This window comes from Streptomyces sp. NPDC051051 (assembly GCF_040682975.1).
Taxonomy (GTDB): Bacteria; Actinomycetota; Actinomycetes; order Streptomycetales; family Streptomycetaceae; genus Streptomyces.
The window spans coordinates 43,074-57,187 of sequence record NZ_JBFBCB010000017.1 but is presented as its reverse complement, the minus strand read 5'-3'; the positions used below and the strand labels follow the sequence as shown (position 1 = coordinate 57,187).

Genomic DNA, 14,114 nt, shown 5'->3' with positions numbered 1-14,114 from the left:
CGGGCGGGCATCACCGCAGGCTGCGCACGTCGAGGTGGCGCAGCACCCGGTCCACGATCTCGGGGTCGGCCCCCGGCTCGCTGCGCGCCGCGACCACCTCGTGCCGGGCCGCGCTCAGCATCTCGCCCTGGATCCGCCGCACCCGCCTCAGCCGGCGCACACGGTGCTCGTGCGCCTCCCGCCGCTCGTCCTCGCCCAGGTCCGGGCTGATCCGCAGCCCGATGTCGAGGGCGCGCCGGCCCATCTGCTCGGAGGGTTCCTCCGGCAGGTCCTCCTCGGCCTCGATCTCCCGCAGCCGGCGCTTCGCCGCCTTGGCCGCCCGCACGGCCAGTTCCTTCTCGAACTCCTTCTCGCGGCCGGTGTCGGCCTGCACCCCGAGCCGCTTGACCAGCCACGGCAGGGTCAGCCCCTGGAGGACGAGTGTCGCCATGATGACGCCGAAGGCGATGAACACGATCTCGTCCCGGTCCGGAAAGGCGGCTCCGTCGTCGGTCTTCAGCGGAATCGCGAGCGCCAGCGCCACCGAGGCGACCCCGCGCATCCCCGACCACCACATCACGACGGTCTCCCGCCAGGTCGTCGGGATGTCCTCGTCGTGGTCCCGCCTGGCGTGCATCCGCTGGGCGAGCCAGGTCGCCGGCAGCAGCCACAGCAGCCGCACGAGGATCACGACGGCCACCACCGCCGCGGCCCACCCCAGCATCTCCCCCCACCGTCCGGACGCCGTCCGGATCGCCATGTGCAGTTCCAGGCCGATCAGCCCGAACGCCACCCCGGTCACCAGGGTGTCGATGATGTTCCAGAAGGTGTGGCCGGCCAGACGGGTCATCACGTCGTCGGGATCGGTGGCGTACTCGGCGAGGAACAGCGCGGTGGTGAGCACGGCGAGCACCCCGGACCCGTGGAACTCCTCCGCGAGCACGTAGGAGGCGTACGGGACCAGCAGCGTGAGCCCGATCTGCAGGGTCGCGTCGCCGAGCAGGTCCATGAGCCGGTTCGCCCCCCAGCCGAGCGCCAGTCCGACCGCGACCGCGACGACGGCGGACAGCACGAGGTCGAGACCCGCCTCCCAGGGCGAGAAGGCCCCGCTGACGACGGCGGCGATGGCCACGTGGTAGAGCACGATGGCGGTGACGTCGTTGAACAGCCCCTCGCCCTCCAGGATGGACACCAGCCGGCGCGGCAGCCCGAGCTGCCCTGCCACGGCGGTGGCGGCCACCGGGTCCGGCGGCGCGACGAGCGCCCCGAGGGCCACGGCCGCGGCGATCGGCAGGCCGGGGACGATCGCGTGGGCGACGGCGGCCACGCACAGCATCGTGACGAACACCAGCGCCACGGCGAGCAGGAAGATCGGCCGCTTGTTGGCGGTGAACTGCCGCCAGGAGGTGCGCCGTACGGCCGCGTAGAGCAGGGGCGGCAGCAGCAGCGGGAGGATCAGGTCCGGCGGGACGTTCACATCGGGCACGAAGTCGGCGACCGCGAGCACGATCCCGAGCAGGGTCATCAGGACCGGCGCCGGCAGGTTCCACCGGTCTCCCAGCGGGACGCTCACCACGGCCCCGAGCAACAGGACGAACAACAGGGCCAACTGGTCCACGGTCGGTGCTCCGGGGGCTGAGACGTCACACGGCAGACCTCAAGCCTGCCACGTCACCCCCGTCACCAGCCCTTTCGGCGCCCCCGCCGCCCCGGCTACCGCTGGAGCGCCCGCCGCATCGCCCGGTGCGGGATCCCCGCGTCCGGGAACTCGGGGCCGTACACCCGGTACCCCAGCCGTTCGTAGAACCCGAGGGCGTGGGTCTGCGCGTGCAGGTCCACGGCCGTGAGTCCCCGCGCGCGTGCCGCGTCCTCGATGGCCCGCACCAGCGCGGCCCCCACCCCGAGCCCGCGCGCCCGCCGGGTGACGGCGAGCCGCCCCAGCGACCCGACCGACGGGTCTCCGCCGGTCTTCGCCGCGGCCTGCGCGCCGTGCAGCAGCCGCCCGGTCCCGAGCGTTACGCCGTCCTCCCGGACCGCCAGCACGTGCACCGCGCCGGCGTCGTGGGCGTCGTACTCGATGTCCTCGGGAACGCCCTGCTCGCCGACGAAGACCTCCTTGCGGACCGCGAAGCAGGCCTCACGGTCGGCGGGGTCCTCGGCGACGCGGACCACGTACGCGGGCGTGCCGCTCATCCGTAGGTCTCCTCGCGGACCTGGTCGAGGGCCTGCTGGAGGTCGTCCGGGTACTCGCAGGAGAACTCTGCCCACCGGCCGTCCCCGGGGTGCTCGAAGCCCAGCCGGACCGCGTGCAGCCACTGCCGGGTCAGTTTCAGCCGCTTGGCGAGCGTCGGGTCGGCGCCGTAGGTCAGGTCGCCGACGCACGGATGGCGGTGGGCGGCCATGTGGACGCGGATCTGGTGCGTGCGGCCGGTCTCCAGCTTGACGTCCAGCAGGGAGGCGGCGCGGAAGGCCTCGATCAGGTCGTAGTGCGTGACGGAGGGCTTGCCCTCGGCGGTGACCGCCCACTTGTAGTCGTGCTGGGGGTGTCGGCCGATGGGGGCGTCGATGGTGCCGCTGGTGGGGTCCGGGTGGCCCTGGACGAGCGTGTGGTAGCGCTTGTCGACCGTGCGCTCCTTGAACTGGCGCTTCAGCGAGGTGTACGCGCGCTCCGACTTGGCGACCACCATCAGGCCGGAGGTGCCCACGTCGAGGCGGTGCACGATGCCCTGGCGCTCGGCGGCGCCGGAGGTGGAGATGCGGTACCCGGCGGCGGCGAGTCCGCCGATGACGGTGGGGCCGCTCCAGCCGGGCGACGGGTGCGCGGCCACGCCGACCGGCTTGGCGATCACGACCACGTCCTCGTCGTCGTGCACGATCTCCATGCCCTCGACGGGCTCGGCGACCACCTGCACCGGCGCGGGCGCCTGCGGCATCTCGACCTCGAGCCAGGCCCCGCCGTGCACCCGCTCGGACTTCCCGACCACCGACCCGTCGACCGTGACCTTCCCCGCGGCCGTGAGTTCGGCGGCCTTGGTACGGGAGAAGCCGAACATGCGGGAGATGGCGGCGTCGACACGCTCGCCCTCCAGGCCGTCGGGCACGGGCAGGGTGCGGATCTCGGGAATCGTGCTCACCCGTCGAGTATGCCGGACGGGTCCGGCACCCCCGAACACACGCTCAGTCCTTGTGGACGGTGCCGTCCGGGTCGAGGCCCTTGAAGGACAGCAGGACGATCAGGATGCCGCCGCACACGATCGCCGAGTCGGCCAGGTTGAAGACGGCGAAGTGCTTCGGCGCGATGAAGTCCACCACCGCGCCCTCGAAGACGCCCGGTGCCCGGAAGATCCGGTCGGTGAGGTTGCCGAGCGCACCGCCGAGCAGCAGGCCGAGCGCGATCGCCCAGGGCAGGCTGTAGAGCTTGCGGGCGAGCCGGGCGATGACCACGATCACCGACGCCGCGATCACCGTGAAGATCACGGTGAAGGCCTCGCCGACGCCGAAGGCGGCGCCCGCGTTGCGGATCGCCTCGAACCGCAGCCAGTCCCCGACGATCTCGATCGGCTGGTGGTGCTCCAGCTTCGCGACCACGATCATCTTGCTGATCAGGTCGACGGCGTACGCGAACGCGGCGACCGTGAACAGCACGGCGATGCGGCGCCTGCCGCGGGGTCGCTGCCCGTCGGCCTGCGCCGCGGTCCCGTCCGCACCGGGCGACTCGCCCGACGCCGGCTGCCCGGCGTTCCCGCCGGACGGCTCCGGCTCGGCTCCCGCCGCCCCTGGAGTGTCCGGCGTACCGATGATGCGCTCCGCCTCTGCCACGTGAGTCCCTCGACCTAGGTACCTGACTGAGGACGAGGGTACGGCACGCCTTCCGACGGCCGGGTGATCAGTACCGCCGCTCCTGCTTCTGCTTGCACTCGACGCACAGCGTGGCCCGCGGGAAGGCCTGCATGCGGGCCTTGCCGATGGGATTGCCGCAGTTCTCGCACAGGCCGTAGGTGCCCGCGTCCAGCCGCTCCAGGGCGTGCTCGGTCTGGATGAGCATCTCGCGCGCGTTGGCGGCCAGCGCCAGCTCGTGCTCGCGCGTGATGTTCTTCGTCCCGGTGTCCGCCTGGTCGTCGCCCGCGCCGTCCCCCGAGTCCCGCATCAGTCCGACCAGGGCCGCCTCGGACGAGGCCAGTTCGGCACGCAGCCGGTCCTTCTCGGAGTCCAGTTCGGCGCGGGCCTCCGCGACCTCCTCGGGGGTCCAGGGGTCCTCGCCGGGGCGTACCGCCAGTTCGCCGGGCTCCGTCGCGGCGAACCGCGCCTTCGGAACAGCGGTCTGCGCCGCCGGGGCCGTGCCAGTCTTCTTCGCAACCACCGTCGTGGCTCCCGTCTGCTCCGCGGCCGAGGCCGCGCCCACCTTCTTGGCCGTGCTCTTCCTGGGGGTACTCCTGCGGGCGGTCCCCTTCCCGGCCGCACCGCCCCCGCCGCCGGCCCCCTCCGTACCGGCGTCCACCTCACCGACCGCGCCCCGCGGACCGGCTCCCGACTCGCGGACCGCAGCCTGCCGGGCCCCGGCCGTCTTCCTGCCCGCGGACGCCCTCTTCGAAGCGGCCTTCTTCGCGGCAGGCTCCTTCTTGACGGGCGTCTCCTCGGCGACCGCCCTCCCCGCGGCCGCCTTCTTCTCGGCCGCCGCCTCCCTGGGCGCCGTCTTCTCCGGCACCGCTTTCGCGGCCCGCCCCGCCGGCTTCGCGGCCCCCGCCGTGCCACCGCCCCGCATGATCTTCTTCGCACCGACGTCCTTGGCCGCACCGCCGGAGGCGCCGGTGGAGCTGCCGGACGCCGACTGCTGTACGGCGGTCTTCTTCGCCACCATGGCCGCGGCCCCTTCACACATTGTGATCTTGCACGCGAATCGTGCTGGGACGATAAATCGACTTGAGTCCCGCGGCAACGGGGCACACCGCCCGATCCGCCCGCCTCGCACACGTCACACGGCAAGCATGCATCCGTTGTGCCCAGCTCCCCGCCGGGTAATCCGACCAGTCGGCGGTCCGGGAGCCGGAAGCCGCGCACCTCGCCGTTCGGGTCATCCCGGACCGCCCCCGGCCCGCCGCCCGCGGAGCCGGAAAACCGGTCGGCCGCTGTCCGTGCGGCGCCGTACACTGGGCGGAGCGAGAAGCGTGGATGGGGACGAGTAGCGGCGTACGCAGCCCAGAGCGACCCGGGGACGGTGGAAGCCCGGGGGCGAGCGCGACGTGAAGATCACCCCGGAGCCGCCGGAAGAAAGCCGCAGCCCGACGGCGGCGGCGAGTAGACCCGGCATCGCGACCCCAATGAGGGGGCTCCCCGGAGCGTACGGCGCACCGGAGGGCCAAGGAGGGTGGTACCGCGGGAGCGCGCCGCACACGGCGTGGACAAAGCTCTCGTCCCTCCGACGGAAGGCAGCACATCCGCCGGAGGAAGCTCGTTGAACACGCAGCCGCAGTACCGCCAGGTACCCGCCCAGGTCGACCTGCCCGCCCTCGAGCACGCCGTGCTCGAGTTCTGGCGCGAGCAGAAGATCTTCGCCAAGACCCTGGAGCAGTCCGAGGGCCGTCCCGAATGGGTGTTCTACGAGGGCCCGCCCACCGCCAACGGCATGCCGGGGGCCCACCACATCGAGGCACGCGTCTTCAAGGACGTCTTCCCCCGCTTCCGCACCATGCGCGGCTACCACGTGGGCCGCAAGGCCGGCTGGGACTGCCACGGCCTCCCGGTGGAGCTGGCGGTCGAGAAGGAGCTCGGCTTCACCGGCAAGCAGGACATCGAGGCGTACGGCATCGCGGAGTTCAACGACAAGTGCCGCGCGTCCGTGACCCGGCACACCGACGCGTTCACCGAGCTGACCCACCGCATGGGCTACTGGGTCGACCTGGACGACGCCTACCGGACCATGGACCCCGAGTACATCGAGTCCGTGTGGTGGTCGCTCAAGGAGATCTTCGACAAGGGCCTGCTGGTGCAGGACTACCGCGTGGCCCCCTGGTGCCCGCGCGACGAGACGGGCCTGTCGGACCACGAGCTGGCGCAGGGCTACGAGACGATCGTCGACCCGTCCGTGTACGTCCGCTTCCCGCTCACCTCCGGTCCGCTCGCCGGCGAGGCCGCGCTGCTGATCTGGACGACCACGCCCTGGACGCTGGTCTCCAACACCGCGGTCGCCGCGCACCCCGAGGTCACCTACGTCGTCGCCACCGACGGCCGGGAGAAGCTCGTCGTCGCCGAGCCGCTGCTCGGCAAGGCCCTCGGCGAGGGCTGGGAGAGCACCGGCCAGACCTTCAGCGGCGCCGAGATGGAGCGCTGGACCTACCAGCGTCCGTTCGAGCTCGTGGAGTTCCCCGAACCCGCGCAGTACGTGGTCAACGCCGAGTACGTCACGACCGAGGACGGCACGGGTCTGGTCCACCAGTCCCCCGCCTTTGGCGAGGACGACCTCAAGGTCTGCCGCTCCTACGGCCTGCCCGTCGTCAACCCCGTCCGCCCGGACGGCACCTTCGAGGAGGACGTCCCGCTGGTCGGCGGCGTCTTCTTCAAGAAGGCGGACGAGAAGCTCACCGAGGACCTCCAGCAGCGCGGCCTCCTCTTCAAGCACCTGCCGTACGAGCACAGCTACCCGCACTGCTGGCGTTGCCACACCGCGCTGCTCTACTACGCGCAGCCGTCCTGGTACATCCGCACCACGGCCGTCAAGGACCGCCTCCTGGCGGAGAACGAGAAGACCAACTGGTTCCCGGACACCGTCAAGCACGGCCGCTTCGGCGACTGGCTGAACAACAACATCGACTGGGCGCTCTCCCGCAGCCGCTACTGGGGCACTCCGCTGCCGATCTGGCGCTGCGCGGACGACCACCTCACCGTCGTCGGCTCGCGCGCGGAGCTGACCGAGCTGACCGGCACCGACCAGTCCGAACTGGACCCGCACCGCCCCTACATCGACGCGGTCACCTTCGACTGCCGCCACGACGGCTGCGGGAAGACGGCCACGCGCGTGCCCGAGGTCATCGACGCCTGGTACGACTCGGGTTCGATGCCGTTCGCGCAGTGGGGCTACCCCTACAAGAACAAGGAACTCTTCGAGTCCCGCTACCCCGCGCAGTTCATCAGCGAGGCCATCGACCAGACCCGCGGCTGGTTCTACACGCTGATGGCGGTCGGCACCCTGGTCTTCGACAGGTCCAGCTACGAGAACGTCGTCTGCCTCGGCCACATCCTCGCCGAGGACGGCCGCAAGATGTCCAAGCACCTGGGCAACATCCTCCAGCCGATCCCGCTGATGGACCAGCACGGCGCCGACGCGGTGCGCTGGTTCATGGCGGCCGGCGGCTCCCCCTGGGCGGCCCGCCGCGTCGGCCACGGCACCATCCAGGAGGTGGTCCGCAAGACCCTCCTCACCTACTGGAACACGGTCGCCTTCCAGGCCCTGTACGCCCGCACGTCCGGCTGGGCCCCGTCCGGGGCCGACCCGGCCCCCGCCGACCGCACCGTCCTCGACCGCTGGCTGCTGTCCGAACTCCACGCGCTCACCGACCAGGTGACCCAGTCCCTGGAGGCCTACGACACCCAGCGCGCCGGCAAGCTCCTCTCGGCGTTCGTCGACGACCTGTCCAACTGGTACGTACGCCGCTCCCGCCGCCGCTTCTGGCAGGGCGACAAGGCCGCGCTGCGCACCCTGCACGAGGTCGTCGAGACGGTCACGAAGCTGATGGCCCCGCTGACCCCGTTCATCACCGAGCGGGTCTGGCAGGACCTGGTCGTGCCGGTCTTCCCCGACGCCCCCGAGTCGGTGCACCTGGCGTCCTGGCCGGAGGCGGACCTCTCCGCGATCGACCCGGAGCTGTCGCGGCAGATGGCCCTGGTGCGCCGCCTGGTCGAGCTGGGCCGGGCCACGCGCGCCGAGTCGGGCGTGAAGACGCGCCAGCCGCTGCGCCGGGCGCTCATCGCGGCCACGGGCTTCGACGCGCTCTCCCCCGAACTGCGCGCGCAGATCACGGAGGAGCTGAACGTCGAGTCGCTGGCGTCGCTCGCCGAGGTCGGCGGCAGTCTCGTCGACACGACCGCCAAGGCCAACTTCCGCGCCCTGGGCAAGCGGTTCGGCAAGCGCGTCCAGGACGTGGCCAAGGCCGTGGCGAACGCCGACGCGGCCGCGCTCTCCCTCGCCCTGCGCGAGGGCACGGCATCGGTGGAGGTCGACGGTGAGACGGTCACCCTCGCCCCGGACGAGGTGATCATCACGGAGACCCCGCGCGAGGGGTGGTCGGTGGCGTCCGACTCGGGCGCGACGGTCGCCCTCGACCTGGAGATCACCGAGGAGCTGCGCCGCGCCGGCCTGGCCCGGGACGCGATCCGCCTGATCCAGGAGGCCCGCAAGAACAGCGGCCTCGACGTCGCCGACCGCATCGCGCTCCGCTGGACCGCGACCGACCCGGCGACCGCCGACGCGCTGACCGGCCACTCGGCCCTGATCGCCGACGAGGTCCTCGCCACCGACTTCGCCCAGGGCGGGGCGGACGACACCTACGGCGCCCCGTTCGCGGACGAGGGCCTGACCCTGACGTTCCGCCTGCGCAAGGCGTAACGCCTCCGGCGCCGACAAGGGCCCGGTCTCTCCCCCGGGAGAGACCGGGCCCTTCCGCATGCCCGGCGTCGCCGGAGGCTGCGGCGCGCCCCCTCGGCACGCGTGGGCCGGCCCCGCAACACGCGTAAAAAGGGCGGGGCCCCGGAGAGAATCCGGGGCCCCGCCCTGTGAACGCCGCCGACGCCTAAGGCGTGGTGTCGGCCGTCAGTTGTCGTCCTCGTCGATGAGGAAGCCGCGCATCGGCGAGGGAGCCTGTCCCATCGGGGAGGGGCCCTGCGGACGCACCGGCGCCATCGGCTGGGTCATCGCCGGGGACATCTGCTGCTGACCGCCGTAGGACGGGCCGGCCTGGCTCGGTCCGCCCATGCCCGGGGTGCCGCCGCCGTAGGACGGGGCGCTCGCGCCGGCCGGAGCCATCGAAGGCGACGGGGACGGCGGCAGGGAGGCCGCGGCCGGGGTACGCGGCGGGGCGAGGGAGTCGTCGGCCTGGGTCTCCAGCTGACGCAGCTGGGACTCGAGGTACGACTTCAGGCGCGTGCGGTACTCGCGCTCGAAGCCGCGCAGGTCCTCGACCTTGCGCTCCAGCGTGGCGCGGGCGGACTCCAGGGAGCCCATCGCGACGCGGTGCTTCTCCTGCGCGTCCCGCTCCAGGGCGTCGGCCTTGGCACGGGCGTCGCGCTCGAGACCCTCGGCACGCGAACGCGCCTCACCGACGATCTTGTTGGCTTCGGAACGGGCCTCGGCGATCGCCTGGTCGGCGGTCTGCTGGGCCAGCGAGAGGACACGGGCGGCGCTGTCGCCACCGGGGCCCTGACCGGGGCCGCCCATGGGGCCGCCCATCTGCTGCTGCATGGGGTGGCCACCCATGGGGCCCTGACCCATCGGCCCCTGCCCCATCGGACCGGGACCCATCTGCCCCTGGCCCATCTGCCCCTGGCCCATGGGGCCCTGGCCCATCTGACCTTGGCCCATCTGACCTTGGCCCATCTGACCTTGGCCCATCTGGCCGGGACCCTGCTGACCGCCCTGACCACCGCCGGGACCGGCGGGCAGCTGCGGGGCACCGCTCGGCAGCTGGGGCGGACCACCCATGGGGCCACCCATCTGCTGCTGCGGCGGGCCCGATATGCCGGCGGGCACCGGGCCGCCGCGCATACCCTGCGGCATACCCTGCTGCTGCATACCCTGCTGCGGCATCCCCTGCTGCTGCATACCCTGCTGCTGCGGGGGCATCCCCTGCTGCTGGTCCTGCGGCTCCGGGGGCTTGCGCATGTTCTGCTGGTTCTGGGCAGCAGCACGCGTGGCGGCGGCCAGCTTGGCGCGCAGGTCCTCGTTCTCCCGCAGCAGGCGGGTCAGTTCGGCTTCGACCTCGTCGAGGAAGGCATCGACCTCGTCCTCGTCATAGCCTTCTCGGAGGCGGACGGTCGTGAACTGCTTGTTCCGCACGTCCTCGGGGGTCAACGGCATCTCTTCACCTCAACGTAGTCGTCGGCATTCGGCAAGACGGTAGTTCACATCTCTCACAGCCCGCTCACGATCGAGATCAGGATGTAGACGATGATCATCAGCACGAAGAAGGACAGGTCGAGCGCCACGCCCCCGAGACGCAACGGCGGGATAACCCGCCGCAGAAGCTTGAGCGGTGGATCGGTGACAGTGTAGGTGGCCTCCAGAACGACCACCATCGCCTTGCCGGGCTGCCATGAGCGGGCGAACTGGAAGACGTAGTCCATGACCAACCGGAAGATGAGCACGATGAGGAAGACCATCAGCGCGATGTAGACGACATCCAGGACCACGCTCATGTTCGGTGCTTCCCTCTCCCCTGCTTACGTGCTCTCTCGTCACTGCTGTTCCGGTCGTGCGTCTCAGCTCTGGTTGAAGAACCCGCCCTCTGCGATGCGGGCCTTGTCCTCCGCCGTGACATCGACGTTAGCAGGCGACAACAGGAACACCTTCTGCGTCACCCGCTCGATACTGCCGTGAAGGCCAAACACCAGACCGGCCGCAAAGTCGACAAGTCGCTTCGCGTCCGTGTCATCCATCTCGGTCAGATTCATGATCACCGGGGTGCCCTCACGGAAGTGTTCCCCGATGGTACGGGCCTCGTTGTAGGTCCGGGGGTGGAGCGTGGTGATCCGGTACGGCTCTCGTTCGGACACGACCTTGGGCATGATCACCGGTGCGTTCTTCTCCAGGGACTGACGTTCTTGTGTGATGGATGCCACGGGCGCGATCCGCGCCGGACGCCCGGATTCCGCGCCTGGCGAAGCGGATCTGGCCACCGGCTCGCGCGGCACGGGCGGTTGGGTGATTCGCACCTCTTCGTCCCTTTGGGACTGATGTGCTCCATGTGACTGGTGTGACGGCTCGTGCCGTCGGTGGTCACGCTCGGGCTCAGGGTCGAGCTCGGGTTCGAAGTCGTCGTCGGGGTCGAAACCCCGGCCGTCGTACCCATCGTCCTCCACGAGGCCGAGGTAGACCGCCATCTTGCGCATCGCGCCGGCCATGCTCTGAGTCCTCCGCTCTGTGGTGGATCCGCTGACGACTGCCAAGTCCCGCGATCCACGTGGCCCTTGTGCCGCCTTAGGCGGTAATGACCATATTTTCTGCTGTGGTCCGACTTCCTGGCGACGTTACCCGAGCCTGGGACGGACTCCGAGTACCGCGGTGCCGACGCGTACATGTGTCGCTCCGGCCGCCACGGCCTGTTCGAGGTCCGCGCTCATCCCTGCCGAGACCATGTTCGCAGCAGGATGAGCTCGGCGCAGGTCAGTCGACAAATCCATCAACCGGTCGAACGCCGCCCGTTGACGTCCGGCGTACTCCCCGGTCAGAGGTGCGACTGTCATCAGCCCGCCGAGCCGGAGCCCCGGAGCGCCCGCCACGAGGTCGGCCAACTCCGCGATCCCACCGGGCGCGACACCGCCCCGCTCCCCCCGCGCGCTTTCGCCCGCGTCGAGCGCGACCTGGATGAGGCAGCCGACCTCGCGCCCGACGCGCTCGGCCTCCTTCGACAGGGCCGTGACCAGGCGGGACCGGTCCACGGACTGCACGACGTCCGCGTAACCGACCACAGAACGCACCTTGTTGGTCTGCAGTTGCCCCACGAAGTGCCAGGAAAGGGGCAGATCCGAGCAGGCCGCGGCCTTGGGCGCCGCGTCCTGGTCACGGTTCTCGGCGACGTGCCGCACACCCAGTTCCGACAGTGCCCGCACGTCGCTCGCCGGGTAGGTCTTGGTGACCACGATCAGGGTCACCTCCTCCCGCGCGCGCCCGGCCGCCGCGCACGCGGCCGTGATGCGCTGTTCCACCTTCGCCAGGTTTCCGGCGAGTTCTTCCTTGCGGTCCGTCATGCCCATCAGTCCAGCCAGACATATCCCGCGAGTCGCCCCGTGGTGCGATCGCGGCGGTAAGAGAAGTGGTCCTGCGACTCGCGCGTGCACACCGGCGACCGCTCCCGGTCGTGCACCCCGAGCCGGTCGAGCTGCGCGTGCACCCCGGCGGTCACGTCGACCGCGGGGGTGCCCCAGCCGGTCTCGGCGTGCGCGGCCGGCTCGACGGCGGCCACCTCGGCCCGCATCGTCTCGGGCACCTCGTAGCACCGGCCGCAGACGGCGGGCCCGGTGCGGGCGACGATCCGGGAGGGCTCGGCACCGAGTCCGACCATGGCCCGTACGGCGGCGGGGACGACCCCCGCGACCATCCCGGGCCGGCCGGCGTGGGCCGCGGCGACGACACCGGCGACCGGGTCGGCGAGCAGGACGGGCGTGCAGTCGGCGGTGAGGACGGCGAGCGCGAGCCCCCGCTCCCGGGTGACGATCGCGTCGACCTCGGGCACCGGGTTCCCCCGCTCCCGGCTTCGCTCGAGCGGGGGGACCCCCATGCCCCAGGGGCCGTCGACGACGGCGACGTCCGCGCCGTGCACCTGGTTCATCCAGACGACCCGGTCCGCCTCGAGACCCAGCGACTTGGCCGCCGACTCCCGGTTGGTCCGTACGGCCTCGGGGTCGTCGCCGACCGCTCCGCCGAGGTTGAGCTCCTCATACGGAGCGGCGCTCACCCCGCCCCACCGGTCGGTGAAGGCGAAGTGCGCGCCGCTCGCGTGTCCGCGCTGTCCTATCACTTCAGGAAGTCCGGCACGTCCAGTTCCTCGGCCGCGCTGTCGGAGTAGCTGCGCGACGGCGGCACCGGCGGGGCGACCGGGATGTCGGCCACCGGCTCGGGCGCCGGCTCCGGCTCCTCCTTAGGGGTCACGCTGCCGAGCGAGCCGAAGGTCGGCCGGCTCTCCGGCTGCCGCACCGGAGCGGGCTCCTCGCGGCGGGGCGAGGACGAGGCCGAGGACGACGAAGAGCCGGAGGCCGAGCCGAGGACGTTGTCCCGGCGGGCCGGGGGCTGGCCCCCGTCGAAGCCGGCCGCGATCACGGTGACCCGGACCTCGTCGCCGAGCGCGTCGTCGATGACGGCGCCGAAGATGATGTTGGCCTCGGGGTGGGCGGCCTCGCTGACCAGCTGGGCGGCCTCGTTGATCTCGAACAGGCCGAGGTCGGAGCCACCGGAGATGGACAGGAGCACACCGCGGGCGCCGTCGATGGACGCCTCGAGCAGCGGCGAGGAGATCGCCATCTCGGCGGCGGCCACCGCGCGGTCGTCGCCGCGGGCCGAGCCGATGCCCATGAGGGCCGAACCCGCCTCGGACATGACCGACTTGACGTCGGCGAAGTCGAGGTTGATCAGACCCGGCGTGGTGATGAGGTCGGTGATGCCCTGGACACCGGAGAGCAGGACCTGGTCCGCCGACTTGAACGCGTCGAGGACGGAGACCTGGCGGTCCGAGATGGACAGCAGCCGGTCGTTGGGGATGACGATGAGGGTGTCGACCTCTTCGCGGAGTTCGGCGATGCCGTCCTCGGCCTGGTTCGCGCGGCGCCGTCCCTCGAAGGTGAACGGGCGCGTGACCACGCCGATGGTCAGGGCGCCGAGGGAGCGCGCGATGTTGGCCACGACGGGTGCGCCGCCGGTGCCGGTGCCACCGCCTTCACCGGCCGTCACGAAGACCATGTCGGCCCCCTTGAGGACCTCCTCGATCTCCTCGCGGTGGTCCTCGGCGGCCTTGCGGCCGACGGCCGGGTTGGCTCCGGCGCCGAGTCCGCGGGTGAGTTCGCGGCCGACGTCGAGTTTGACGTCGGCGTCGCTCATCAACAGAGCCTGGGCGTCCGTGTTGATGGCGATGAACTCGACACCCTTGAGACCGACCTCGATCATCCGGTTGATGGCATTGACACCACCGCCGCCGACACCGATGACTTTGATGACTGCGAGGTAGTTCTGCGGTGCTGCCACGTCGAAGGCCTCTCGCCTCGAGTTACGTGTCGCTGGTTCGCGAGACGCTCTGCGCTCCACGATCCGGCGACTGATGCCGAATGGGACGGTCCGTTTCGCCGACCCGAACCCTAACGCTGAAGTTTAGGGTTACCAGTGTGCCTGTTCCTTGAAGTCTTCTGAACAGGACACTAAGTCGACAAGTGGCGCCCGT

The 14,114-nt window shown here is 71.2% G+C and carries 12 protein-coding genes; 1 reads left to right on the top strand and 11 read right to left on the bottom strand.

Going from position 1 to position 14,114, the window contains the following annotated elements; translation table 11 throughout:
* Nucleotides 1-10: 10 nt before the first annotated feature.
* The 5 genes from AB0N31_RS15355 to AB0N31_RS15335 form a co-directional block, all read right to left on the bottom strand.
* Nucleotides 11-1,597 (bottom strand): Na+/H+ antiporter, encoded by a 1,587-nt coding sequence (locus AB0N31_RS15355; protein WP_366058852.1) that lies wholly within the window; start codon nucleotides 1,595-1,597, stop codon nucleotides 11-13.
* Between the two features lie 95 nt (nucleotides 1,598-1,692).
* Nucleotides 1,693-2,172, bottom strand: coding sequence for a GNAT family N-acetyltransferase (locus AB0N31_RS15350; RefSeq protein ID WP_366058851.1), 480 nt, complete (start codon nucleotides 2,170-2,172; stop codon nucleotides 1,693-1,695).
* Nucleotides 2,169-3,113, bottom strand: coding sequence for an RluA family pseudouridine synthase (locus AB0N31_RS15345; protein WP_366058850.1), 945 nt, complete (start codon nucleotides 3,111-3,113; stop codon nucleotides 2,169-2,171). Before AB0N31_RS15345 ends, AB0N31_RS15350 begins: the two co-directional genes overlap by 4 nt.
* Before the next feature lie 43 nt (nucleotides 3,114-3,156).
* Complete coding sequence (gene lspA / locus AB0N31_RS15340) at nucleotides 3,157-3,798, bottom strand: signal peptidase II (RefSeq protein ID WP_366058849.1); 642 nt, start codon at nucleotides 3,796-3,798, stop codon at nucleotides 3,157-3,159.
* Nucleotides 3,799-3,865: 67 nt separating this feature from the next.
* Nucleotides 3,866-4,837 (bottom strand): TraR/DksA family transcriptional regulator, encoded by a 972-nt coding sequence (locus AB0N31_RS15335; protein WP_366058848.1) that lies wholly within the window; start codon nucleotides 4,835-4,837, stop codon nucleotides 3,866-3,868.
* A 594-nt stretch (nucleotides 4,838-5,431) separates the two neighbouring features.
* Between AB0N31_RS15335 and ileS the strand changes: the two genes are divergently transcribed.
* Entirely contained in the window at nucleotides 5,432-8,578 is a 3,147-nt protein-coding gene (gene ileS, locus AB0N31_RS15330) for an isoleucine--tRNA ligase (protein ID WP_366058847.1), read from the top strand.
* 204 nt (nucleotides 8,579-8,782) lie between these two features.
* On the opposite strand, the gene AB0N31_RS15325 is transcribed toward ileS, so the two are convergent.
* The 6 genes from AB0N31_RS15325 to ftsZ all read right to left on the bottom strand — a co-directional run bounded on the left by AB0N31_RS15325 (nucleotide 8,783) and on the right by ftsZ (nucleotide 13,921).
* On the bottom strand, nucleotides 8,783-10,045 hold the full coding sequence (locus tag AB0N31_RS15325; RefSeq protein WP_366058846.1) for a DivIVA domain-containing protein: 1,263 nt from the start codon (nucleotides 10,043-10,045) through the stop codon (nucleotides 8,783-8,785).
* Between the two features lie 53 nt (nucleotides 10,046-10,098).
* Nucleotides 10,099-10,383 carry a YggT family protein gene (locus AB0N31_RS15320; protein WP_130437221.1) on the bottom strand — a complete coding sequence of 95 codons (285 nt, stop codon included), beginning with the start codon at nucleotides 10,381-10,383 and terminating at the stop codon, nucleotides 10,099-10,101.
* 63 nt (nucleotides 10,384-10,446) lie between these two features.
* Entirely contained in the window at nucleotides 10,447-11,088 is a 642-nt protein-coding gene (gene sepF, locus AB0N31_RS15315; RefSeq protein WP_073493561.1) for a cell division protein SepF, read from the bottom strand.
* Between the two features lie 126 nt (nucleotides 11,089-11,214).
* The gene (locus AB0N31_RS15310; protein ID WP_366058845.1) at nucleotides 11,215-11,934 is read right to left on the bottom strand and encodes a YggS family pyridoxal phosphate-dependent enzyme; all 720 of its coding nucleotides are present in this window, start codon (nucleotides 11,932-11,934) and stop codon (nucleotides 11,215-11,217) included.
* Nucleotides 11,935-11,939: 5 nt separating this feature from the next.
* Nucleotides 11,940-12,704 (bottom strand): peptidoglycan editing factor PgeF, encoded by a 765-nt coding sequence (pgeF, locus tag AB0N31_RS15305; RefSeq protein WP_366058844.1) that lies wholly within the window; start codon nucleotides 12,702-12,704, stop codon nucleotides 11,940-11,942.
* Nucleotides 12,701-13,921, bottom strand: coding sequence for a cell division protein FtsZ (ftsZ, locus tag AB0N31_RS15300; RefSeq protein ID WP_366058843.1), 1,221 nt, complete (start codon nucleotides 13,919-13,921; stop codon nucleotides 12,701-12,703). The genes pgeF and ftsZ overlap by 4 nt, the downstream gene beginning before the upstream one ends.
* Between the last annotated feature and the right edge of the window lie 193 nt (nucleotides 13,922-14,114).

Coding starts and splice junctions, on each gene's coding strand:
- AB0N31_RS15350 (WP_366058851.1), bottom strand. CDS start 2,172: ATGAGCGGCACGCCCGCGTACGTGGTCCGCGTCGCCGAGGACCCCGCC.
- AB0N31_RS15310 (WP_366058845.1), bottom strand. CDS start 11,934: ATGACGGACCGCAAGGAAGAACTCGCCGGAAACCTGGCGAAGGTGGAA.
- sepF (WP_073493561.1), bottom strand. CDS start 11,088: ATGGCCGGCGCGATGCGCAAGATGGCGGTCTACCTCGGCCTCGTGGAG.
- AB0N31_RS15325 (WP_366058846.1), bottom strand. CDS start 10,045: ATGCCGTTGACCCCCGAGGACGTGCGGAACAAGCAGTTCACGACCGTC.
- AB0N31_RS15320 (WP_130437221.1), bottom strand. CDS start 10,383: ATGAGCGTGGTCCTGGATGTCGTCTACATCGCGCTGATGGTCTTCCTC.
- AB0N31_RS15335 (WP_366058848.1), bottom strand. CDS start 4,837: ATGGTGGCGAAGAAGACCGCCGTACAGCAGTCGGCGTCCGGCAGCTCC.